22 protein-coding genes are annotated in these 22,929 nt (G+C 73.4%); 12 read left to right on the forward strand and 10 right to left on the reverse strand.

Annotated features, from left to right (window positions below; genetic code table 11):
- The first annotated feature begins 37 nt into the window (after window positions 1-37).
- From GH723_RS09965 to GH723_RS09980, 4 genes are all read left to right on the forward strand, one after another.
- Complete coding sequence (locus GH723_RS09965; RefSeq protein ID WP_229022766.1) at window positions 38-1,303, forward strand: MATE family efflux transporter; 1,266 nt, start codon at window positions 38-40, stop codon at window positions 1,301-1,303.
- A gap of 21 nt (window positions 1,304-1,324) precedes the next feature.
- A complete protein-coding gene (locus GH723_RS09970; RefSeq protein ID WP_153759502.1) occupies window positions 1,325-1,933 on the forward strand; it encodes an ATP/GTP-binding protein in 609 nt (202 codons plus the stop codon).
- Window positions 1,930-3,321, forward strand: a complete 1,392-nt coding sequence (locus tag GH723_RS09975) for an MBL fold metallo-hydrolase RNA specificity domain-containing protein (protein ID WP_153759503.1) — start codon at window positions 1,930-1,932, stop codon at window positions 3,319-3,321. The genes GH723_RS09970 and GH723_RS09975 overlap by 4 nt, the downstream gene beginning before the upstream one ends.
- A 73-nt stretch (window positions 3,322-3,394) precedes the next feature.
- Window positions 3,395-5,074, forward strand: a complete 1,680-nt coding sequence (locus GH723_RS09980) for a DEAD/DEAH box helicase (protein ID WP_153759504.1) — start codon at window positions 3,395-3,397, stop codon at window positions 5,072-5,074.
- Window positions 5,075-5,077: 3 nt separating this feature from the next.
- Here the strand turns inward: GH723_RS09980 and GH723_RS09985 are convergent, their stop codons facing one another.
- The 4 genes from GH723_RS09985 to GH723_RS10000 are packed head-to-tail and all read right to left on the reverse strand — an operon-like array spanning window position 5,078 to window position 8,853.
- Entirely contained in the window at window positions 5,078-6,370 is a 1,293-nt protein-coding gene (locus tag GH723_RS09985; RefSeq protein ID WP_153759505.1) for a GGDEF domain-containing protein, read from the reverse strand.
- 38 nt (window positions 6,371-6,408) lie between these two features.
- A complete protein-coding gene (locus GH723_RS09990; RefSeq protein ID WP_153759506.1) occupies window positions 6,409-7,353 on the reverse strand; it encodes a DUF1385 domain-containing protein in 945 nt (314 codons plus the stop codon).
- Between the two features lie 49 nt (window positions 7,354-7,402).
- Window positions 7,403-7,597, reverse strand: a complete 195-nt coding sequence (locus tag GH723_RS09995) for a ferredoxin (protein ID WP_229022767.1) — start codon at window positions 7,595-7,597, stop codon at window positions 7,403-7,405.
- A complete protein-coding gene (locus GH723_RS10000; protein WP_153759507.1) occupies window positions 7,597-8,853 on the reverse strand; it encodes a cytochrome P450 in 1,257 nt (418 codons plus the stop codon). Before GH723_RS10000 ends, GH723_RS09995 begins: the two co-directional genes overlap by 1 nt.
- A 114-nt stretch (window positions 8,854-8,967) precedes the next feature.
- Between GH723_RS10000 and GH723_RS10005 the strand changes: the two genes are divergently transcribed.
- Entirely contained in the window at window positions 8,968-10,389 is a 1,422-nt protein-coding gene (locus GH723_RS10005) for an RNB domain-containing ribonuclease (protein ID WP_153759508.1), read from the forward strand.
- Here the strand turns inward: GH723_RS10005 and GH723_RS10010 are convergent.
- The 3 genes from GH723_RS10010 to GH723_RS10020 are packed head-to-tail and all read right to left on the reverse strand — an operon-like array spanning window position 10,382 to window position 12,924.
- Window positions 10,382-10,819, reverse strand: a complete 438-nt coding sequence (locus GH723_RS10010; RefSeq protein ID WP_153759509.1) for an HIT family protein — start codon at window positions 10,817-10,819, stop codon at window positions 10,382-10,384. The genes GH723_RS10005 and GH723_RS10010 overlap by 8 nt on opposite strands.
- Window positions 10,816-11,928, reverse strand: coding sequence for a serine hydrolase domain-containing protein (locus GH723_RS10015; protein WP_153759510.1), 1,113 nt, complete (start codon window positions 11,926-11,928; stop codon window positions 10,816-10,818). Before GH723_RS10015 ends, GH723_RS10010 begins: the two co-directional genes overlap by 4 nt.
- 9 nt (window positions 11,929-11,937) lie before the next feature.
- A complete protein-coding gene (locus tag GH723_RS10020) occupies window positions 11,938-12,924 on the reverse strand; it encodes an amylo-alpha-1,6-glucosidase (protein WP_153759511.1) in 987 nt (328 codons plus the stop codon).
- A gap of 18 nt (window positions 12,925-12,942) precedes the next feature.
- Here GH723_RS10020 and GH723_RS10025 point away from each other — a divergent pair, with 18 nt between their 5' ends.
- Window positions 12,943-13,470, forward strand: a complete 528-nt coding sequence (locus tag GH723_RS10025) for a glycosyltransferase (RefSeq protein WP_153759512.1) — start codon at window positions 12,943-12,945, stop codon at window positions 13,468-13,470.
- Here GH723_RS10025 and GH723_RS10030 read toward each other — a convergent pair whose 3' ends face one another.
- Both GH723_RS10030 and GH723_RS10035 read right to left on the reverse strand, forming a co-directional pair.
- A complete protein-coding gene (locus tag GH723_RS10030; RefSeq protein ID WP_153759513.1) occupies window positions 13,471-14,637 on the reverse strand; it encodes a cystathionine gamma-synthase in 1,167 nt (388 codons plus the stop codon).
- Window positions 14,634-16,013 (reverse strand): cystathionine beta-synthase, encoded by a 1,380-nt coding sequence (locus GH723_RS10035; protein ID WP_153759514.1) that lies wholly within the window; start codon window positions 16,011-16,013, stop codon window positions 14,634-14,636. The genes GH723_RS10030 and GH723_RS10035 overlap by 4 nt, the downstream gene beginning before the upstream one ends.
- Before the next feature lie 151 nt (window positions 16,014-16,164).
- On the opposite strand from GH723_RS10035, the gene GH723_RS10040 reads away from it, so the two are divergent.
- Entirely contained in the window at window positions 16,165-16,620 is a 456-nt protein-coding gene (locus GH723_RS10040) for an Hsp20/alpha crystallin family protein (RefSeq protein ID WP_153759515.1), read from the forward strand.
- A gap of 16 nt (window positions 16,621-16,636) precedes the next feature.
- Here the strand turns inward: GH723_RS10040 and GH723_RS10045 are convergent, their stop codons facing one another.
- Window positions 16,637-17,503 (reverse strand): fructosamine kinase family protein, encoded by an 867-nt coding sequence (locus GH723_RS10045; RefSeq protein ID WP_229022768.1) that lies wholly within the window; start codon window positions 17,501-17,503, stop codon window positions 16,637-16,639.
- Window positions 17,504-17,552: 49 nt separating this feature from the next.
- Here GH723_RS10045 and otsB point away from each other — a divergent pair, with 49 nt between their 5' ends.
- From otsB to ahpF, 5 genes are all read left to right on the forward strand, one after another.
- Entirely contained in the window at window positions 17,553-18,374 is an 822-nt protein-coding gene (gene otsB / locus GH723_RS10050) for a trehalose-phosphatase (protein ID WP_195210229.1), read from the forward strand.
- Window positions 18,375-18,383: 9 nt separating this feature from the next.
- Window positions 18,384-19,826, forward strand: a complete 1,443-nt coding sequence (locus GH723_RS10055; RefSeq protein WP_153759517.1) for an alpha,alpha-trehalose-phosphate synthase (UDP-forming) — start codon at window positions 18,384-18,386, stop codon at window positions 19,824-19,826.
- Between the two features lie 66 nt (window positions 19,827-19,892).
- On the forward strand, window positions 19,893-20,519 hold the full coding sequence (locus GH723_RS10060) for a GNAT family N-acetyltransferase (RefSeq protein WP_153759518.1): 627 nt from the start codon (window positions 19,893-19,895) through the stop codon (window positions 20,517-20,519).
- A 136-nt stretch (window positions 20,520-20,655) separates the two neighbouring features.
- Window positions 20,656-21,216, forward strand: coding sequence for an alkyl hydroperoxide reductase subunit C (gene ahpC / locus GH723_RS10065; protein WP_153759519.1), 561 nt, complete (start codon window positions 20,656-20,658; stop codon window positions 21,214-21,216).
- A 116-nt stretch (window positions 21,217-21,332) separates the two neighbouring features.
- Window positions 21,333-22,928, forward strand: a complete 1,596-nt coding sequence (gene ahpF, locus GH723_RS10070) for an alkyl hydroperoxide reductase subunit F (RefSeq protein ID WP_153759520.1) — start codon at window positions 21,333-21,335, stop codon at window positions 22,926-22,928.
- Window position 22,929: the final 1 nt, after the last annotated feature.

A 22,929-nucleotide genomic window follows, 5' to 3' on the forward strand; every position in this document is an offset into this window, starting at 1 on the left:
CCGCCAGCCGCTCGATCGCGAGATCCTGCGGCTGGCGGTGCCGGCCCTCGGCGCGCTCATCGCCGAACCGCTCTACATCCTCGCCGACACCGCGGTCGTCGGCCGCCTCGGCACCGACAGGCTCGCGGGTCTCGCCCTCGCCTCGACGGTGCTGCTCGTCGGCTACTCGATCTTCATCTTCCTCGCCTACGGGACGACCGCGGCGGTCAGCCGCCGGCTGGGGGCGGGTGACGAGTCGGGCGCCGCACACCAGGCCGTGCAGAGCCTCTGGCTCGCCGGGCTCATCGGGATCGCCATCGCCGGCGCCGTCGCGGTCGGCGCCGTGCCGCTCCTCCGCGCCCTCGGAGGCGAGGGCGAGGTCCTGGGCCACGCCACGACCTACCTGCGGATCAGCCTCCTCGGCATGCCGGCCATGCTCCTCGTGCTGGCGGGCACCGGCTACCTCCGCGGCTTGCAGGACACACGCACGCCGCTGCTCATCGCCGTGGCGTCGGCGGCGACGAACCTCGTCGTCGAGCTGGTGCTCGTGTTCGGCCTGGGGTTCGACATCGGCGCGTCGGCGGCCGCCACCGTCGTCGCCCAGGTCGGCAGCGCCGCGTGCTACCTCCTCATCATCCAGCGAGCGGTCCGCGTCCACGCCACCCGACTGCGCCCGCACTGGCCGACCATCGCCCGCCTCGGCGTGGTCGGCCGCGACCTGTTCGTGCGGACGGTCGCCCTACGTGGCGCCATCGTCGCCACCACCGCGGCGGCCGCCCGTTCGGGCACCTCGGCCCTGGCCGCGCACCAGATCACCTTCGAGGTCTGGAACCTGATGGCCCTGACGCTCGACGCGGTGGCCATCGCCGGCCAGGCGATGGTCGGCCGCCACCTCGGCGCCGGCGACAGCGCGTCCGCCCGTGCGGTCGGTGACCGGATCATCCGCTGGGGGCTGGGGACCGGCGTGGTCCTCGGTGCGGTCCTGCTCGCCGGCCACCGCGCCCTGCCCTCGCTCTTCACCGACGACGGCACCGTCGTGGCGATCGGTGGGAGCCTCCTCGTCGTCGCTGCGGTCGCCCAGCCGCTCAACGGCGTGGTCTTCGCTCTGGACGGCCTCCTCATCGGCGCCGGCGACATGACCTGGCTCGCGGTGGCGATGGCGCTGGCGACCGGCGGCTACCTTCCCCTCGTCGGTGCCGTCGTCGCCCTCGACCTCGGCGTCGCCGCCCTGTGGTGGAGCTTCACGGCGTTCATGGCGATGCGCCTGGCCACGCTCCTCGGACGCTGGCGCGGTGGACGATGGGCCGTCGTCGGCGTCGCCTGAGCGTCCCGTACGATCCCCCACATGGACCACGATGCGGGTCCGCTGCGCATCGCCCTCACCGGCGGTCCCGGAGCGGGGAAGACGACGGCCGCCGACCTGTTCCGGCGGGAGATCGGCGACGAGGTCCTCCTCGTCCCCGAGTCGGCGACGATCCTCTTCCGAGGCGGGTTCCCCCGCGTCGACGACGCCGACGGCCAACGCTCGGCGCAGCGTGCGATCTTCTCGGTCCAGCGGAGCCTGGAGGACATCCAGGCCGCCGCCCACCCCGACCGCATCCTCCTCTGCGACCGGGGCACCGTCGACGGGGCCGCCTACTGGCCGGAGGGGGTCGACGGCTTCTTCGCGTCGATGGGTTCCACGCACGACGACGAGCTGCGGCGCTACGACATCGTGCTCTTCTTCGAGACCGCGGCGATCGGCGGCGACGCCTGGGAGGGCGGCAACCGCTACCGCACGGAGTCGAACGAGGAGGCGGTCGAGCTCGATCGCCGCCTCCGTGACCTCTGGTCCCCCCACCCCGCGTTCCACCTCGTTCCCCACAACCCGTCGTTCCTCCGCAAGATCACGGTGGCCCTGTCGATCCTCGAGAGCGTGGCCGCGGACCACCGGCGGACCCGGCCGGCACGGTGAGCACCGCGGCGCAGCTCCACTTCCTCGGCGGGGCGGGGACCGTGACGGGCAGCCGGTTCCTCGTCGAGTCCGACGGCGCCCGCGTCCTCGTCGACTGCGGTCTTTTCCAGGGGTTGAAGGTCCACCGCCTGCGGAACTGGGAGCCCTTCCCCGTCGACCCTGCAGGGATCGACGCGGTCGTGCTCACCCACGCCCACGTCGACCACAGCGGCTACCTCCCGGCACTCGTCCGCGACGGCTTCCGCGGCCGCGTCCACGCCACCCCGGGCACGGTCGAGCTGGCGCGCATCGTCCTGCCCGACTCCGGCCACCTCCAGGAGGAGGAGGCCCGCTACGCCAACCGCAAGGGCTTCTCGAAGCACCGGCCGGCGCTCCCCCTCTACACCGAAGCCGACGCCCGGGCCGCGCTCGAGCACCTCAGCCCCCTGGCCTTCGAGGACACCGTCGAGGTGGCGGAGGGCGTCCGGCTGCGCCTGTCCCCTGCCGGCCACATCCTCGGCTCCGCGGTCGCCCGCCTCGACCTCGGACCGGAGGATCGGCGGGTCACCTTCAGCGGCGACCTCGGGCGCCCGGCGCATCCGCTGCTGCGCTCCCCCGCACCGGTCGGACGCACCGACGTCCTCGTCATGGAGTCCACCTACGGCAACCGCCACCACGACGACAGCTCCGCCGTCGACGTGCTCGCCGACGCGATCAACCGCACCGCAGCGCGCGGCGGCACCGTCGTCATCCCCGCCTTCGCCGTCGACCGCACCGAGGTCGTGCTCTTCCACCTCCGGGCCCTCGTCGAGGCCGGGACGATCCCCCGGCTCCCGGTCTACATGGACTCCCCCATGGCGCTCGCCGCCCTCGGGGTCTACCGACGGGCGATCGCGTCGGACGGGGCCGACCTCGAGCCGGGGCTGGCCGACCACGGCGACCCGTTCGACACCGGTGACATCACCGAGGTCCACGACGTCGAGGAGTCGAAGGCCCTCGCCGGCGTCCACGGCCCGTGCATCATCATCTCGGCGTCGGGCATGGCCACGGGCGGGCGGGTCGTCCACCACCTGGCCCGCCTCCTGCCGTCCCACCGCAACACCGTGCTGCTCGTCGGCTTCCAGGCGCCCGGCACCCGGGGGCGCAGCCTGGCCGACGGGGCCCGGACGGTCCGCATGCTCGGGCAGGACGTCCCGGTGCGTGCGGAGGTCGTGGAGGTGCCGGCCCTGTCCGTCCACGCCGACCAGGGCGAGCTGTGCGACTGGGCCGCCACCGCCGACCCGCCGCCGGAGGTGATCCACCTCGTGCACGGCGAACCGCCCGCCGCGGCCGAGCTGGCCCGCGCGATCGGACGTCACGTCGCCACCCGGGTCGAGGTCGCCGAGCTCGGCGCCCGCGTGCCCCTCTGAGCGCGCCCTCCTCCGAGGTGCAGGCCGCCGGCGCACGGCGTATCGTGCGCAGCCCCCCTGCTGCTGGAGCGACGTGACCGATCCCCACCCCTCGACCGACGTGACCTTCGCCGACCTCGGCCTGCGCACGACGCTGCTCGACGCCCTCGCCGAGCTCGGCTACGAGGAGCCGACCCCGATCCAGACCGAGGCCATCCCGGTCCTCCTCCAGGGCCGCGACCTGCTCGGCGGCGCCGCCACCGGCACCGGCAAGACCGCCGCGTTCGCGCTGCCGCTCCTCGAGCGGCTGCCCTCCGCCGGCGGCCCGATCCGCACCGTCGCCCTCGTCCTCGTCCCCACCCGCGAGCTGGCGATCCAGGTCGCGGAGGCCGTCTACCGGTACGGGCGCCACCTCGGCGCCCAGGTCCTCCCGGTCTACGGCGGCCAGCCGATCGGCCGCCAGCTCGCGGCGCTCAACCGGGGCATGCACGTCGTCGTCGCCACCCCCGGCCGCGCCCTCGACCACCTCGAGCGCGGCTCCCTCCCGCTCGACGACGTCGAGGTCGTCGTCCTCGACGAGGCCGACGAGATGCTCGACATGGGCTTCGCCGACGAGATCGAGGCGATCCTCGCGGCGACGCCGAGCGACCGCCAGACCGTGCTGTTCTCCGCGACCCTTCCCCCACGCATCGCGTCGATCGCCGACCGCCACCTCCGTGACCCGGTCCGCATCCAGATCGACGCCACCCCGGGCGACGGCGACGGCGACGCGCTGGTCGAGGAGCGGGCCTACGTCGTGCACCGGGCGCACAAGGCCGCCGCGCTCGGTCGGGTGCTCGACGTCGAGGCGCCCACGGCGGCGATCGTCTTCTGCCGCACCCGCACCGAGGTCGACGAGCTGACCGAGACGCTGAACGCGCGCGGCTACCGCGCCGAGGCGCTCCACGGCGGCATGGACCAGGTGCAGCGCGACCGTGTGATGGGCCGCCTCCGCGCCGGCACCGTCGAGCTCGTGGTCGCCACCGACGTCGCAGCACGAGGGCTCGACATCGACCAGCTCACCCACGTCGTCAACTACGACGTGCCGTCCTCCCCGGAGTCCTACGTGCACCGGATCGGACGTGTGGGTCGCGCCGGGCGCGACGGCATCGCCCTCACGCTCGCCGAGCCGCGCGAGCTCCGCATGCTCGAGAACATCGAGCGTCGGACGCGGCGGCGGATCGCCCGGGCCAAGGTGCCGACCGTCGCCGACCTGCGGGCCCGCCAGATCGACGCCACGGTCGCCGCCGTCCAGGTGCGGCTGGAGGACGACGACGAGCTCGAGCGCTTCCGCAGCGTGCTCGATCGGCTGGCGGAGGAGCACGACCTCGACGCGGTGGCACTCGCTGCGGTCGCGCTCGTCCACGAGGCCAGCGGCGCCACCGACGACGACGTCGAGATCCCCGAGGTCGCCGAGCGACCCCGACGAGCCGACCGGGGCGAGCGGCGGGACCGCCCCACCGGGCTGCGGCGGGCCCCTGCGGACGGCGGAACGATGGCCAGCCTCTACGTCGGCGTGGGTCGGGGCGCCGGCGTCCGTCCCGGCGACCTCGTCGGTGCGATCGCCGGCGAGACCCGGCTCTCTGGTCGCGACATCGGCGCGATCAGGATCACCGAGCGCTTCTCGCTCGTCGAGGTGCCGGCCGATGCCGCCGACGAGGTGATCGCCGCCCTCGGGCGCACCACGATCCGGGGCCGGAAGGCCTCGGTGCGCCGCGACCGCGACCGCAGCTGACGGTCATCCCCCGTCGACACCGTCCAGGTGGAGGCGGTTGCCGCCTCGGCGCTTCGCCTCGTAGGACGCAGCGTCGGCGGCCCGGATCAGCGCGTCGGCGCCGGTGCGGGTGCCGGGCGACGAGATCGAGCCGCCGATCGAGACGCTGAGCTCGACCGACGCACCGGGCACCTCGACCGGGGCATCGAGCGCCTGCAGGATTCGTTCGGCCACGGCACGCGCCGACGCCTCGTCGCCTCGCAGGAGGACGGTGAACTCGTCACCGCCCATGCGGGCCAGCATGTCGCCGGGGCGGAGGGCGGCGTGGAAGCGGCGGGCGACCTCGACGAGCACGTCGTCACCGACGGCGTGGCCGTAGGTGTCGTTCACCCGCTTGAAGCCGTCGAGGTCGCAGAAGAGCACCACGGCCGGCGCCGGCCCCTCGACCGCCTCGGCGAGACGGCGTGAGAACACCCGGCGCGTCACCGCGCCGGTGAGCTCGTCGTGGCTGGCCATCCGGGCGAGCTGCTGGTGCTCGGCGTGCCGCACGAGGGCCAGCTCCACGTAGCGGAGCGAGCGGGTGACGACGAAGTCGTGGGCGGTGACCGGCTCGGCATCGACCGGTCGCCACACGCTGACCACCGCCCGACGGGCGACCGAGTCCCCGCCCACGGGGATGACCCACACGCCGGCGATGCCCTCGGCCCGACCGGCGGCGGCCGCGGCGTCCGGGAAGGCGTCGAGGCCGAGGTAGCGGGGCTCGCCGTCCTGGGCGACGTCGAGCCACGGCGGGTCGTCCACGTCGAGGAGGGCCTGGGGCACCCCCGCGGCGCTGCACCTCGGCTGCTCGGTGTCGAGACCGTGGTGGACGGCGGCGCCGACGGCCTCGAGGCCCGTCGAGATGCTGCGCGCCAGGTGCTCGAGGACGGTCGGGAGGGGTTCGTCCGCGAGCAGCGCAGCCATGAACTCGTCGAGGTGGTGGTGGGTGTCCCACGGGAGGAAGTAGAAGGTGAAGCCCTCGACGTCGGGGTCGTCGAGCATCGGCACGGCACCGATCGCCTGCCACGTGAGCGATCCGTCGAACCGGTAGATCGCGTAGGGGACGGGGACGCCGATGCCGATCTCGTCGGCCCGGTTCAGGTCGGCGATCGACTGCACGGCCGCCTCGACCTGGTCGGGTGGGATGAACTCGACGACGTTGCGACCCGTCACCCCGAGCCTGTCGGCGCCGAACTCGGCGTCCGACGACCCGCCCGCCCAGCGGATCGTCCCGTCCGGACCGACGAGCATCACCGGGATCGAGAGCGTCTCGAACATCCGACGCAGCGTGCGGTCCGAAGGACGGGGGAGGTCGGTCACCCGGCTGGATCTGCGGTCACGGGTGCGGCGGGCAGCGCGGCGCGCAGCGCGACGAGCGCCACCTCGAGCTGGCCGTCGTCGGGCTCAGCGGTGGTGAGCGCCTGGAGCCACATGCCCGGACGGGTGAGCAGCCGACCCCACCGGCGGTCGGTGTGGCGGCCGGCCACGCGGATCACCTCGTAGGCGACGCCCGCGACGACCGGGATGGCGAGGAGGCGGGCCGCGAGCATGGCCGGGCCCTCGGGCCACACGACGTTGGTCACCGTGTGCATCGCCGCCGACAGCACCGCGACGTCGAGCATGAACGTGGTGCCGCACCGCTCGTGCCGGGTGGTGAAGCGGGACGCGGTCCGGACGTCGAGCGGGCCGTCGCCCTCGTAGGCGGACACCGCCTTGTGCTCCGCACCGTGGTAGCCGAACGTCCGCAGCACCATCGGATGGCGGCGCACGCTCGCGATGTAGGCCACCAGGAGGACGACGCCGAGGAGGCCCTCCACGACGGTGCGTCCGACGGGCCCGACCGCGGGCACCGTCCACGACGCCACGACGGCAGGCAGCGCCGTGAAGACCGCGAAGGCGGCCACGACGGCGAGCAGCGCGCCGACGAGCGACCCCGCGGTGGCGCGGGGCGTCCGGCGCTCCGGATCGGCGATCGTCGCCGACCACTGGAGGGCCCGCATGCCGACGTGGACCGACTCGACCAGGGCGACGACGCCGCGCACGAGCGGCACCCCGCCGACCCTGACCGACCACGCCGGGACGTGCTCGATGCGCAGCGCGATCGACCCGTCGGGCTGGCGCGCCGCCATCGCCACGCGGTCCGGCCCGCGCATCAGCACGCCCTCGACGAGGGCCTGACCACCCACGGCGAGGCCGCGAGCGACCTCACCGTCGACGACCGACGGCGTGGCGGTGGTGGAGGGCACGTGCGTGGAGCTCATCGGTACTTGGATCGGCCGCGACGGGGGCGCGCTTGATGGCTCGGCGGAACTAGTCCTCGACCGTGATCGCGAACTCCGGACAGTTGTCCGCGGCGAGGCGGGCCTGCTCCTCCATCCCGGCGGGCACCTCCCCGTCGACCTTGAGCACGGCGTAGCCCTCGTCGTCGCTGTCGAACAGGTCGGGGGCGAGGGTGTAGCAGCGGCCGTGGCCCTGGCAGGCCTCGGAGTCGAGCGTGATGCGCATCAGCGGACCTCGGTGGTGGAGTGGGGCACGGTGGCCAGGATACGGACGGGGAGCTCGCGGGGCCCGCGCACCTGACCGGCGGACCAGCGGACCTGCTCGGGATCGTCCACGGCCAGCTCGAAGTCGGGGATGCGCCGCAGCCACTCCTCGAGACCCACGCGCAGCTCCATCCGGGCCAGGTTCGACCCGATGCAGCGGTGGATGCCGACCCCGAAGGCGAGGTGGCGGTTCCGCTGGCGGTCGATGACGACCTCGTGCGGGTCCTCGAAGACCTCGGGATCGAGGTTGGCGGCGGGGAACGGCAGCAGCACCCAGTCACGGGCGTTCACCGGGCAGCCGCCGATCTCGGTGTCCTCGGCGACGATGCGCGCCATCGTCACCGGTGCGTAGGCCCGGAGGAGCTCCTCGATCGCGAACACCATGACGTCGGGGTCCTCGACGAGGCGCCGCCGGTCGTCGGGGTGCTGGGCGAGGTGCCACAGGCTGGCACCGATCGCCGACCACGTGGTGTCGATGCCGGCGATGATGAGGAGGCCGATCGTGCCGGTGATGTGGTCGTCGCTCAGCGGCTGGCCGTCGAGGTCGGCGGCGAGCAGGTGGTCCACGAGGTCCTGGGGCTCCTCGCGCGGCGCGGCGCGGCGGGCCTCCACCACCTGGGTCAGGTAGTGGTCGAGGGTGTCCTCGTAGGCGATCTGCTCCTGCTCGGCCGACCCCGGCGCCTCGATGATCCGGTGGATGAACGTCCGGAACTTGTCGCCGTCCTCCCGGGGGACGCCGAGCATGTCGGCGATGACCCTGACCGGGATGTGCTGGGTGTACTCCACGGCGGCATCGACCACGTCGCGCCCGTCGGCGAGCAACTCGTCGAGCAGCTCGCGGCAGGTGGCCCGCGCCGTCTCCTCCCAGCGGTCGATCTCCTTGGGCGCGAACGCCGGGAGGAGGAGCCGTCGCGCCGCCTGGTGGAAGGGCGGGTCGGAGGTGATCGGCGGTGCGTAGCCGATCGGTGCCAGGTCGACGGGCTTGTAGTCGTTGACGATGACGCCCTCGGAGCTGAAGTGCTCGGTGTCGCGGGCGACGGCCACGACGTCCTCGTGGCGGACGGGCAGCCAGGTGCCCCCGAACCGCTCGGAGTGGGCGACGGGGCAGCGCGAGCGCAGATCGGCCCAGATCTCCGGCGCGTTCTGCGCGTACTCGGAGGTGGTGTGGTCGAAGTCGGTCGCCCAGTCGTCGACGGGCGGTCGGGCTGTGTCGGTCATCGTCGTCCCCTCGTGGATGTGCCGGGCTGGCGGCCCGCCCGGGACTCTACGCCGTACACCAGAGGTGGTGGACGCGCATCTCGACCGACCGGCGGCGCCGGGTAGAACGGAGCGATGGTCATCCACCGCCTCCGGGCCCCTGCCGTCCCGGCACCGGTCGACTTCGACGCGCTGCGCGCCGAGCTCGACGTGCCCGGCCCGTTCCCGCCCGAGGTGCTGGAGGAGGCAGCCCGTGCGGCGGCCTCGCCGCTCGGCGGCGCCCGGCGCGACGCCCGGTCGCTCGAGCTCGTCACCGTCGATCCGCCCGGCGCCCGCGACCTCGACCAGGCCGTCGCCGTCACGGCCCGGCCGGGCGGGTGGCGCGTCTCCTACGCCATCGCCGACGTCGCTGCCGTCGTCGTGCCCGGAGGTCCGGTCGACCGTGAGGCGTGGCGCCGCACCCAGACCCACTACGCCCCGGACCGCACGACGCCCCTCCACCCGCCGGTGCTCAGCGAGGGGTCGGCCTCGCTCCTGCCCGATCAGGACCGCGCTGCGGTGCTCTGGACGATCGACGTCGACGACGACGGCCGCACCCGCTCGGTCGAGGTCGAGCGGGCCACCGTGCGGAGCAGGGCCCAGCTCACCTACGCCGAGGTCCAGCAGGCCCTCGATCGCGGCGAGGCACCGGGCGTGCTGCGCGCGCTGCCCGAGCTCGGCGCCGCGCTGCTCGCCGACGCCCGCCGTCGCGACGCCATCGACCTCGGGCTCCCCGAGCAGGAGGTCGTCCCCGACCGCGGCGACCACTGGACGATCCGGCTGCGCGCCGACCTGCCAGTCGAGATCTGGAACGCCCAGATCTCGCTCCTCACCGGCCGCGCCGCGGCGCAGATCATGCTGGACGGCGGGGCCGGCGTCCTGCGCACGCTGCCCTCCCCCGACCCGCAGCGGTTCCCGCGCTTCGTCGAGGCCGCCCGGGGCCTCGGGATCCCGTGGGCCGACGCGGAGCACCCCGGCGACGTCCTCGCTCGTCTCGACACGTCGCGTCCGCGCCACGCCGCGCTCGCCGAGCTCGCCGCAGAGCTCCTCCGCGGTGCGGGCTACACGGCAGTCGACGGGAGCCCGCTCGACGATCCCGGTCACGCCGGCGTCGGCGCGCCCTACGCCCACGTCACCGCGCCCCTGCGTCGCCTCGTCGACCGCATCGCCACCGAGGCCTGTCTGGCGCACGTCGCCGGGACCGTGCTGCCCGAGTGGGTGCTGGCGGCCATCGGCGAGCTGCCGGCCACGATGACGGCGGGCGACCAACGGGCGCGGGCGCTCGACCGGGCGTGCATCGACGTGGTCGAGGCGTTCGTCCTCGCCGACCGCGTCGGCGAGACGTTCCCCGCTGCGGTGCTCGAGAGTTGGGACGACGGCGGCAACATCGCGATCGACGACCCGGCGATCCGCGCCCGCTGCGACGGGGCCGACCTGCCCCTCGGTGGTGAGGTCGTGGCCCGGTGCACGCGCGCCGACGTCGCCGAGCGCGTCGTGCGGTTCGAGCGGGTCAGCTGAGGTCGGCGGCGAGGGCCTCCCGGATGCCCGCCGCCACCCCCGCCGCGTGCTCCGCACCCTCGTAGGGGTGGCGGGGGCCGAGCCAGAACCGCAGACCGTCCCGCCGGCGTCGGGGGATGACGTGCTGGTGCAGGTGGGGGACGCTCTGGCTCACGACGTTGTTGACGATGAGGAGCGAGCCGTCCGCCCCCGTCGCACGCTCGACGGCCCGCTGCACCTGCTGGGTCGTGACGGCCAGCTCGGCCGCGTACGGGGCCGGCAGCTCGTCGAAGGTGACGACGTGCGTGGTCGGCACGACGAGCACGTGGCCGTGGAACAGCGGCTTCACGTCGAGGAACGCGACGAACCGCTCGGTGCGCAGGACCTCGTGCGCCGGTGCCTCGCCGGCGACGATGGCGCAGAACGCGCACGGCTGGTCGCGCCCGGTCATCGGCCGCGCCCGACGGCGGCGACCAGCGTGCGGCACAGCGCCTCCTGCTTCGCGTCCCGCGCCAGGTCGCTCGCGTCCCCGCCCCCGCTGTGGATCACGACGACCGCCCCGTGGTCGAGGTCGACCCACAGCACCTGGCCGTGGATCCCCCACCCGGAGAGGATCCGTCCGGGCGGGCCCGGGATCCACCACTGGTCGCGGTAGGTGTAGCCCTCGAGCTTCGCGTAGCGCGAGCGGCGGAAGGCGTCCGGGTCGCCGCCGATCGCGATCCGATCGAGGACCGGTCCCGGCAGTAGGCGTCCGGCGGCGAGCGCGAGCCCCACCCGCGCCAGGTCGCGCGTCGTGGCGGCGAGGCCACCGCCGCCGGTCGGCACGCCCTCCGGATCGATCTGGACGGCGGCCGCGTCCCGCGCGCCGCTCGGCTCCCACACCCAGTCGCGCAGCAAGTCGATCCAGCCCCGGCCGACCGACGTCTCGAGGATCCACACGAGGAGCTCGGCGATCGGTGTGGCGTACTGGAACACATGCCCGTGCGGGCCCTCCCCCTGCGCCAGCGCACCGACGAAGGCGCGCACCGACCGAGGGGCCGTCGGGTCGACCGCGACCCCGGGGGGAGCGAATCCCAGCGCCACCACGTAGTCGCCGAAGTCCCGGAAGGAGCGCTCGGCCTCACCCGCTCCGGCCGTGGCCTCGTAGTCCTCGTCGTAGGCGATCGAGACGGTCATGTCCGCCACGTCGCCGACGGTCGCGGAGCCGACACCTGTCCCGTCGAGCGCGGGGATCACCGCGCTCACCTGCCGGGTGCGGTCGAGGAGCCCCTCGTCGACGGCACGCGCCGCGAGCACCCCGGTCAGCGACTTGGTGAGCGAGAAGCACCTCTGGGGTCGCGCCGGATCGATGCCTGGTGCCCGCCACTCCCTCGCCGCGCCGTCGAGGGAGGCGACGACGAGCGACCGGCCGCCCCAGCGGCGCAGGACGTCACCCGCCGTCGCACCGGTGCCGGGGACGGTCAGGCCGTCGACGTCGAGGTCCGACGGCCGGCAGAGCGCGTCGTCGGCCCCGGGCGCCCGGGGGATGCGGATCTCGGGGGCGCGGGGTGGTCCGGGCACGGGGTCACGCTAGCCAGGGTCGTCGTCGAGGCCGGGCAGGTCGTCGAGGGGCGGCCGTGGCGCGCGCACGACCTCGCAGCGACCGGCACCGGTGACCTCCACGTGCCGCGGGTCGACGGCGACGCGCAGCTGCCCGCCGCAGGCGTCGATGCCGTCGACGGACAGCTCCTCGATCCACGGCGGCAGGATCGGGTCGACGTAGACGGCGTCGCGCCCCGACCAGGGGTCGAACCGGAGGAGGGCCCGCAGCCACAGGAGGGGCGACGCCGACGCCCAGGCCTGCGGCGAGCACGAGGTCGGGTACGCCGCGGGTCGGCCCCGGTCGAAGCCGGCGAACAGCTCCGGCAGGCGCCCGTCGGTCGCCGCAGCCGCGGCGAGCTGGCCCTCGAGGATGCGGTGGGCCTCCTCGACGAACCCGTACCGCACGAGGCCCGAGATGCACAGGGCGTTGTCGTGGGGCCAGACCGAGCCGTTGTGGTAGCTCACCGGGTTGAAGGCGGTCATCGATCGACCGAGGGTGCGGACGCCCCACCCCGAGAAGAGGTCGTCGGACACGAGGGCCTGCGCGACGCGGGCCGCCTTGTCGGCGTCGACGATGCCGGTCCAGAGGCAGTGGCCCATGTTCGAGGCGAGTGACCGGATCGGCCGCTTGTCCCCGTCGAGCCCGAGGGCGAACCAGCCCTCGTCGTCGAGCCACATCTCCTCGTTGAACCGTCGTCGCAGCTGCCGGGCGCGCTCGCGCCAGGTCCGCGCCGCCGCATCGTCGCCGGCATCGTGGGCCAGGTGGGCCCGCGCGAGGAACGCGGCGTAGGCGTACCCCTGGACCTCGCAGAGCGCGATGGGACCTTGCGCCAGCTCGCCGTCGGGGTGGCGGACGGCGTCCCACGAGTCCTTCCACCCCTGGTTGACGAGGCTGTGGGGTGTGCTCCGCTCGTACTCGACGAACCCGTCGCCGTCGACGTCGCCGTGGTGCAGGATCCCGGCGATGGCGGCCACCTCCTGTTCCTCGGGAGGATGAGCCCGGACAAGGGCGTCGACACCGCCATCGAGGTGGCGCGCCGCGCCGGACGACCGCTCCTCATCGCCGCCAAGATGTGGGAGCCCGACGAGGTGCGGTTCCACGACGAGGTGGTCCGACCGCTGCTCGGCGACGGCGTGACCTACGTCGGGCCCGTGGCCGGTCCGGCGAAGGACGCGCTCCTCGAGGGGGCGGTCGCCCTCCTCGACCCGCTGCGGTGGCCCGAGCCGTTCGGGCTGGTGATGGTCGAGGCCATGGCCCGCGGCACCCCCGTCCTGGCGTTCCCGCAGGGTGCGGCGGCCGAGATCGTCGACCCGGGCATCACCGGCTTCCACTGCCGGGATGGTGCGCACATGGCGGCGCTCGTCGACCGCGCCGCGGCGCTCGACCGCCGGGCATGCCGTCGCCGCGCCGAGGATCGCTTCGGCGCCCGCCGCATGGTGGCGGCGCACGTCGCCCTGTACCGCCGGTTGCTCGACACCGGCACACCCGGGTCCGCGCCTGTGTCGGCCGGTGCCGTCTGATCAGGCGTCGAGCGCCTGGTCCAGATCGGCGAGCAGGTCGTCGACGGCCTCGATCCCGACCGACAGCCGCACCAGGTCGGCCGGCACCTCGAGCGCGGAGCCGGCGACCGAGGCGTGGGTCATGCTCGCCGGGTGCTCGATGAGGCTCTCGACGCCGCCGAGCGACTCGGCGAGCGTGAAGATCCGCGTCCGCTCGCACGTGCGCCGGGCCGCGGCCTCCCCGCCCCGCAGCCGGATGCTCACCATGCCGCCGAAGCGCCGCATCTGGCGCTGCGCGACCTCGTGGCCGAGGTGCGTCGCGAGGCCGGGGTAGAGCACGGCCGTCACCTCTGGGTGGTCGACGAGCGCGGCGACCAGGGCCTCCGCGTTGTCGCAGTGGCGCTCCATGCGGACCGCCAGTGTCTTCGCGCCACGGAGCGTCAGCCAGCTGTCGAACGGCCCGGCCACCGCGCCCATGGCGTTCTGGTGGAACCGGAGATCCTCGGCCAACTCCTCGTCCACTGTGACGACCGCGCCCCCGACCACGTCGGAGTGCCCACCGAGGTACTTCGTCGTCGAGTGCACCACGACGTCGGCGCCCCACCGCAGCGGTTGCTGGAGGTACGGGGAGGCGAAGGTGTTGTCGACGACGAGGCGGGCGCCGCCGTCGTGGGCGACCGCCGCCAGCGCCGCGAGGTCCGCGACGCCGAGCAGCGGGTTCGTCGGCGTCTCGCACCAGACGATCCGGGTCCGTTCGGTCATGGCCGCAGCGACGGCGTCGGGATCGGCGAGCGAGGCCGTGCTGTGCTCGACCCCCCACCGGCTCAGCACCCTGGCCACCAGGCGGAAGGTGCCGCCGTAGGCGTCGTCGGGCAGCACGACGTGGTCCCCCGGCTGGCACAGCGCACGCAGCACCGTGTCCTCCGCGGCCATGCCCGACGCGAACGCCAGCCCGTGGCCCTCCCCCTCGGCACCGGTCTCCAGTGCCGCGAGGCACGACTCGAGGGCGGTGCGAGTGGGGTTGGCCGAGCGGGAGTACTCGTAGCCGGCCCGCAGGCCACCGACGCCGTCCTGGGCGAACGTCGACACCTGGTGGATCGGCACCACCACGGCGCCGGTCGTCGGGTCCGGTGGCTGGCCGGCGTGGATCGCGAGCGTCTCGAAGGCAGCTGGGCGTGGGTCGGTCATCGTCCGCTCCGGTGCTGGGACATGTAGGACAGGACGTCGGGTCGTGACAGGACCCCCCGCGGCGTGCCGTCGACCACGACGAGCACGGCGTCGGCGCGCTCCAGCTCGCCGAGCAGCGCCGACAGCGGCTCGCCGCCGCCGATCAGCGGCAGCACCGGCGACATGTGCGGCTCGATGGGGTCCTCCAGGCGCGCACGGCCCGAGACGAGCGCGTCGAGCAGGTCGCGCTCGTCGATGGTCCCCGCCACCTCGGCGGCCATCACCGGCGGTTCGGCGCGCAGGACCGGCATCTGGGACACCTCGTACTCGCGGAGCACGGCGATCGCGGACTGCACGGTCTCGTCGGGGTGCACGTGCACGAGGTGCGGGCGCTCACCGGACTTGCTGTGGAAGACCTCCGACACCGTGGGCTCGCCGGAGCTCGTGTCGAGGAAGCCGTAGTCGGCCATCCAACCGTCGTTGAAGATCTTGGAGAGGTAGCCGCGACCACCGTCGGGGAGCAGCACGACGACGACCGCCTCCGGACCGGCCTCCGCGGCCACCTGGGCGGCGACGACGACAGCCATGCCGCACGATCCGCCGACGAGGAGGCCCTCCTCTCGGGCCAGACGGCGCGTCATCGTGAAGCTGTCCTTGTCGGACACGGCGATCACCCGATCGGCCACGCCCCGGTCGTAGGCGTCGGGCCAGAAGTCCTCACCCACGCCCTCGACCAAGTAGGGCCGTCCCGTGCCGCCGGAGTACACCGACCCCACGGGGTCCGCCCCGACGACCTGCACCCGACCGTCGCTGACCTCCTTCAGGTAGCGACCGGTGCCCGAGATCGTCCCGCCTGTGCCGATCCCCGCGACGAAGTGGGTGATGCGACCCTCGGTCTGCTCCCAGATCTCCGGGCCGGTCGTCGCGTGGTGCGAGGCCGGGTTCTGGGGGTTGGAGTACTGGTCGGGCTTCCAGGCACCGGAGATCTCGCGGACCAGTCGATCCGAGACCGAGTAGTAGGAGTCCGGGTGCTCCGGCTCGACCGCTGTGGGGCAGACGACGACCTCGGCCCCGTAGGCGCGGAGCACCTCGATCTTGTCGTTCGAGACCTTGTCCGGGCAGACGAACACGCATCGGTAGCCACGCTGCTGGGCGACGATCGCCAGGCCGATGCCCGTGTTGCCGCTGGTCGGCTCGACGATGGTGCCGCCCGGTCGCAACGACCCGTCGGCCTCGGCGGCGTCGATCATGCGCAGCGCGATGCGGTCCTTCACCGACCCTCCCGGGTTCAGGTACTCGACCTTGGCGAGCACGGTCGCCTCGCTCGGGACCACCCGGTGCAGCCGCACGAGCGGGGTCCCTCCGATGAGGTCGACGACGGTCTCCGCGTAGCGCATCCTGCCCTCCTTCCTCGCCCGCCTCGGACACTAACGGGGCGGGCCGCCGGTGCCGGGACCTTCGGCCCTGGCGAGCCGCCGTGGTGCGGCGTCCCATGGATGGCGCGCCCGGCGCGCACCAGGCGCGGGCCAGAGCAGAGAGGGGGACGTCATGGCACTCGTCCACCGCACCCGCAACGAGCTCGACTGGCCGGAGTGGCCGTTCCGCGGCCGCCTGTTCGAGCTGCCCGATCGCTGGACCGAGCTGCTCGAGGGCGGCGAGCTGAAGGTCGAGGAGTTCGAGGAGGGCGACTCGATGGTCGTCCGTGTCGAGGCACCGGGCATCGATCCGGCGCAGGACGTCGAGCTCACCATCAGCGACCACACGCTGCACATCCGCGTGGAGCGCCGCCAGGAACGCACCGCCGAGGACGCCAAGGGCTATCGCTCCGAGTTCCGGTACGGGTCGTTCACCCGGATGATCGACCTCCCGGTCGGCACGACCGCCGACGACGTCACCGCCGAGTACGCGGACGGCGTGCTCGAGGTCCGACTGCCGCGCGAGCCCGCGGCGGTCGAGGCCCGCAGGATCCCGGTGACCCGACGCACGTCGGACGACCAGGCGTAGCGACCGAGGACGACCGTCAGAGGTAGCGGCGGACGGCGCCGTCGGTCGCGGCCGCGTAGCCGCCGCCGAACTTGATCGCGTGGACCGCGAGGGGTGCGATCTGGTGGAGGGCGACGCGCTCGTCCCAGCCCTCCGCGAGGGGGTGCGCGTCGTCGTACGCCTCGAACGCCGCCGCGCCGAACCCACCGAACAACCTCATCATCGCCAGGTCGAACTCGCGGTGGCCCCCGTGGCACGCGGGGTCGATCAGCCAACTGCGACCCTCGACGTCGACGAGGCGGTTCCCGCCCCACAGGTCGCCGTGGAGGCGCGCCGGCGGTTCCGCCGCCGACCGACCGGCGACCTCGACCAGACGTGCGGCCACCCGCCGCATGCCCTCGATCGTGCCGCCGGCAAGAGCGCCCGACGCCTCGGCCATCGACGCCAGCGGGAGCAGGCGGCGCTCGGCGTAGAACTCCGCCCAGGTGTCGCAGGGGTCGTTCGGGAGCGACCGGGAACCCGTGGGTCGGCGGTCGACACGACCGAACGTCGGGGCACCCGACCTGTGCATCGACGCCAGCAGCCGGCCGAACGTCGCCTCCCCGTCGGCGGTCGACCGTCGGGACTCGTCGATCCAGGGCAGCACGAGGAACGCAGGGTCGTCGGACACCGCGAGGACCTGCGGGACAGGGACCGCGTCGGCGGCGCGCAGCCACTCGAGCCCCGAGGCCTCGGTGGTGAAGAACCCTGGCGGCGCGGCGTCATGCGTCTTGGCGAAGACCACCTCGCCGCCGTCGAGCTCGACCCTGTAGGCGGTCGCGACGTCGCCCCCTCGCACCGGGTCCGCCCTCCGCACCGATGCGCCGAGCGCCGCCGAGAGGGCGTCACGCAGCCGGTCGTCCACGAGGTCGACGGTACCCCCGTCCCGCAGGCGCTCCTAGGATCGACCCATCGTGACGCCTGCGACCCCCCGGCCGATCGGTGACGTGCCCCACGCGCTCGCCGCGTGGCCCACGATCGCCGCCGAGCTCGAGCACCGTGCGATCGCCGTGTTCCTCGACTTCGACGGCACGCTGTCGCCGATCGTCGCCGATCCGGCGGCGGCGGCGCTCCTGCCCGGGGTGCAGCCGGTCGTCGCACGACTCGCCCGGCAGGTCCCCGTCGCGGTCGTCAGCGGCCGGGGCGCGGCGGACGTGGCCGAGCGCGTCGGGGTCCCCGGCATCCACGTCGCCGGGAGCCACGGCTTCGAGATCATCGCCCCCGACGGCTCGTCGCACGACCAGCCCGACGCCGCTGCGAGCCTGGCCGCCCTCGAGGCGGCCCTCGACGAGCTGGAGACCGCTGTCGGCGACGTCCCGGGCGTCGTCCTCGAGCCGAAGCGGTTCGGCCTCACCGTGCACGACCGCATGGTCGCCGACGCCGACGCCGAGGCGGTGCGTGCCGCCGCCACCACGACCGGCGAGCGCCTCGGGCTCCGGGTCACCCACGGCAAGCGGGTCACCGAGCTGCGGCCCGACGTCGACTGGGACAAGGGACGTGCCGTGCGCTGGTTGCTCGACCGGCTGGGCGACGCCGACGTGGTCGCCGTCTACGTCGGCGACGACCGCACCGACGAGGACGCCTTCGCGGCGCTCGGTCCCGATGCGCTGACGGTGATGGTCGCGGCCCCCGACGACGAGCGGATGACGCGAGCGCGCTTCACCGTCGCCGATCCCGGGCAGGTGCGGGACCTGCTCGCACGCCTCGCCGACCACCTCGACACCACGGAGAGCTGACGCCACGCCATGGAGCCCACCGACGCCGCGCCCCGCACGCAGGGTCCCGCCACCCGCCTGGTCATCGTCGCCAACCGCCTGCCCGTGCGGTGGAGCGACGAGGGCGAGGAGGGCGGGCGCTGGATCCCGAGCCCCGGCGGCCTGGTCTCCGCCGTCGGGCCCGCCATCGCCCAGCGGCCCGGTGACGCGGCGTGGATCGGTTGGACCGGCGCAGCGACCGAGGAGGAGCCCTTCGAGGTCGACGGCCTCCACCTGCACCCCGTGGCCATGTCGGACGACGAGAAGGTGCTGTTCTACGACGGCATGTCGAACGGCACGCTGTGGCCGCTCTACCACGACAAGGTCGTGCCCTCGGAGTTCCACCGCCACTGGTTCGACGGCTACAAGCGAGTGAACCGCCGCTACGCCGAGGCCGCAGCGGCCGCGGCCGGCCCCGAGGCCACCGTCTGGGTCCACGACTACCAGCTCCAGCTGGTCCCGGGGATGCTGCGGGAGCTCCGTCCCGACCTGCGGATCGGGTTCTTCCTCCACATCCCGTTCCCACCGCCGGAGGTGTTCCAGGCCCTCCCGTGGCGGGAGCAGCTGGCCCAGGGGATGCTCGGCGCCGACCTGAACGGGTTCCAGACGCCGGAGGCCGCCGCCAACTTCCGCCGGCTCACCATGCGCCTCGGTCTCGCGGAGGCGCACGGCGACGAGAGCGTCGTCGCCGGCGACCGCGTCGTGCGGGCCTGCGCCTACCCGATCGGCATCGATGTGGCCCGCTACGAGGGCGCGGCCCACGACCGGGAGACCACCGAACGAGCACGGGACCTGCGAGCCCGGCTGGGGGCGCCGCACACGGTGCTCCTCGGCGTGGACCGGCTCGACTACACCAAGGGCATCGACGTGCGGCTCCGCGCCCTGAAGGAGCTGCTCGACGAGGGGTCGCTCAACCCGGCGACGGTGACGATGGTGCAGATCGCCCAACCCAGCCGGGACGACGTCGAGGCCTACATCACGCTCCGCGAGGAGGTCGAGCGCCTCGTCGGCCAGATCAACGGCGACCACTCCCGGGTCGGGTTCCCGATCCTCCACTACATCCACCAGGACGTGGAGTTCGAGGAGCTCATGGCCATGTACCGGGCGGCGGACGTCATGCTCGTCACGCCGTTCCGAGACGGCATGAACCTCGTGGCGAAGGAGTACGTGGCCGCCCGCTACGACCTCACCGGCAGCCTCGTGCTCTCCGAGTTCGCCGGGGCAGCCACCGAGCTCGCGGACGCCCTGCTCGTCAACCCCTACGACGTCGACGGGCTGAAAGCGGCGATCGTGCGGGCGGTGTCGATGCCCCCCGCCGAGGCGCGGGAGCGCATGGAGCGCATGCGTGCCGCGGTGGAGGCCAACGACGCCAGCGAGTGGGCCGACCGCTTCCTGCGCGACCTGGCCGCCGACCGGGAGCGCGTCACGACGTGACGGGGGTGCTCACGCCGACTCGGTGATGCCGGGCGACGGTCCCGGCACGGACACGAGGAGGATCCCATGACGCTGCTCGACCCCCACCCCCCGACCCGCCCCGCCCGATCGACCGACCGCGACGTCGCTGTCCGGATCCTGTCGGAGGCGTTCGCCCACGACCCCGTCATCTCCTGGATGGTCCCCGACGCCGCGGATCGCCGGCAGATGCTCCCCTCGGTGTTCGAGCTGTTCGTCGACGCCTTCGCCCGCCACGACGAGACGCACGTCGTGCCGACCGCGGACGTGGTGGCCGGGGTCGCGCTCTGGGCGCCGCCCGGCACCGAGCCGATCCACCCCGACGACGAGACCGCGTTCGCGGCCGGACTCGTCGACGCGGTCGGGCCGCACATGGGGCGGGTCGGCACCGTCATGGAGCTCCTCGCGGGCAGCCACCCCGACGAGCCCGCCTGGTACCTCCAGTTCCTAGCCGTCGACCCCGTCGTGCAGGGGCTGGGGTTGGGATCCCGGGCGCTGCGCGGCGTGCTCGAGCGCGGGGACGCCGCCGGCGAGGCCGCGTACCTGGAGGCCACCTCCGAGCGGAACCGGGCGCTGTACCGGCGCCACGGCTTCCGCGACGTCGGTCAGGTCGCGCTGCCCGACGGCCCGACCCTGCACGCCATGTGGCGGGATCCCGCCCCCGTGCGCTCCTGATCAGGGACGCACGATCGAGCGTGCCTATCGGACCGATCAGTACGTTCGATCGGCATCGTCGATCGTTGGTGGGACATCACATATAGGATGCCTATCAGCACCAGTCCCCCGACAGAGACCTGGAGGTCCTGCACACATGCTCGTCAACAGCGAGATCCAGCCGTTCACCGCCACCGCCTTCAAGGGCGGCGAGTTCGTCGAGGTGAGCGACGCCGACCTCAAGGGCAAGTGGAGCGTCGTCTTCTTCTACCCGGCCGACTTCACCTTCGTCTGCCCGACCGAGCTCGGTGACCTCGCGGACAACTACGCGGAGTTCCAGCGCCTCGGCGTCGAGATCTTCTCGGTCTCGACCGACACCCACTTCACCCACAAGGCCTGGCACGAGACCTCCGACACCATCGGCAAGGTCCAGTACGCCATGATCGGCGACCCGACCGGCGAGATCACCCGGAACTTCGGCGTGATGCGCGAGGGCCAGGGCCTCGCCGACCGCGGCACCTTCCTCATCGACCCCGACGGCGTCGTCCAGTTCATGGAGGTCACCGCCGAGGGCATCGGCCGCAACGCCGTGGAGCTCCTCCGCAAGGTGAAGGCCGCCCAGTACGTCCGGGAGCACCCGGGCGAGGTCTGCCCCGCCAAGTGGGAGGAGGGTGACGACACCCTCGCCCCGTCGCTGGACCTCGTCGGCAAGATCTGATCCACACGGATCCGATCCGACGCTGACCGACTCGGGGCGCCCCCCCGGACCGCCGCCGGCGCGGGCGCCCCGAGTCCCTGTCCCCCCGCCCTCCCCCCCCCGACACGGAGTCCCCCATGCTCGACGACGCCATCGCCTCTCAGCTCGCCGCCCACCTCGAGAAGATCCGCGAACCCATCGAGCTCGTCGCCTCCCTCGACGACTCCCCCAAGTCCGTCGAGCTCGAGCAGCTGCTCAGCCAGATCGCCGGGATGTCCGACCACATCACCTACGTGCGCCGTGACGACGACGACCGCCGACCGAGCTTCGCCATCGTCCGGGTGAGCGACCCCGCGGCGTCCGTGCGCTTCGCCGGCATCCCCCTCGGCCACGAGTTCACCTCGCTCGTCCTCGCGCTCCTGCAGGTCGGCGGACACCCCTCGACGGCGTCGGAGGAGACGCTCGACCAGGTGCGGGGCCTCGAGGGCGAGCTCCGCTTCGAGACCTACTTCTCCCTGTCCTGCCAGAACTGCCCCGACGTGGTCCAGGCGCTCAACCTCATGAGCGTCCTCAACCCGAACATCACCCACGTCGCCATCGACGGCGCCCTCTTCCAGGACGAGGTCGACGAGCGCAAGGTCATGGCCGTCCCGACGGTGTTCCTGAACGGCGAGATGTTCGAGTCCGGCCGAATGTCGCTCGAGCAGATCGTCGCCAAGCTCGACACCGGCGCCGCCGAGCGCACCGCGGCCGAGATCGCCGAGAAGGACACCTTCGACGTCCTCGTGGTCGGCGGCGGCCCCGCCGGAGCGGCGAGCGCGATCTACGCCGCCCGCAAGGGCATCAGCACCGGCGTCGTCGCCGAGCGCTTCGGCGGTCAGGTCCTCGACACGATGGCCATCGAGAACTTCATCTCCGTGCGCCACACCGAGGGGCCCCAGCTCGCCACCGCGCTCGAGCAGCACGTCAAGGACTACGCCGTCGACGTCATGGACCTGCAAGTGGCCACCAAGCTGGTCCCGGCCGACGAGCCGGGTGGGCTGGCCACCGTCGAGCTCGCGAGCGGCGCCACCGTCTCGGCCCGCACCGTCGTCCTCTCCACCGGCGCCCGCTGGCGCCAGATGGGCGTCCCCGGCGAAGAGGAGTACCGCAACAAGGGCGTCACCTACTGCCCCCACTGCGACGGCCCGCTGTTCAAGGGCAAGCGCGTCGCTGTCATCGGTGGCGGCAACTCCGGCATCGAGGCCGCGATCGACCTCGCCGGCGTCGTGGCCCACGTCACCGTCATCGAGTTCGACGACAAGCTCCGGGCCGACGAGGTCCTGCAGCGCAAGCTGCGCAGCCTCGACAACGTCGACGTGATCCTCAGCGCCCTCACCACGGAGGTGAAGGGCAACGGCGACCAGGTCACCGGCCTCGTGTACACGGACCGCACCACCGACGAGAGCCACGAGGTCGCCCTCGACGGCATCTTCGTGCAGATCGGCCTGCTGCCGAACACGGAGTGGCTCGACGGCACGGTCGAGCTGTCGTCTCGAGGCGAGATCGTGATCGACGACCGTGGCGCCACCTCCGCGCCCGGCGTGTTCGCGGCCGGCGACTGCACCACGGTCCCGTACAAGCAGATCGTCATCGCCATGGGCGCCGGTGCCACCGCGGCGCTCAGCGCCTTCGATCACCTCATCCGCACGCCGGTCGGCGCGACCCCGGCGGCCACCGCGGCCGTCGCGTAGC

Source organism: Actinomarinicola tropica (assembly GCF_009650215.1).
GTDB classification, from domain to species: Bacteria; Actinomycetota; Acidimicrobiia; order Acidimicrobiales; family SKKL01; genus Actinomarinicola; species Actinomarinicola tropica.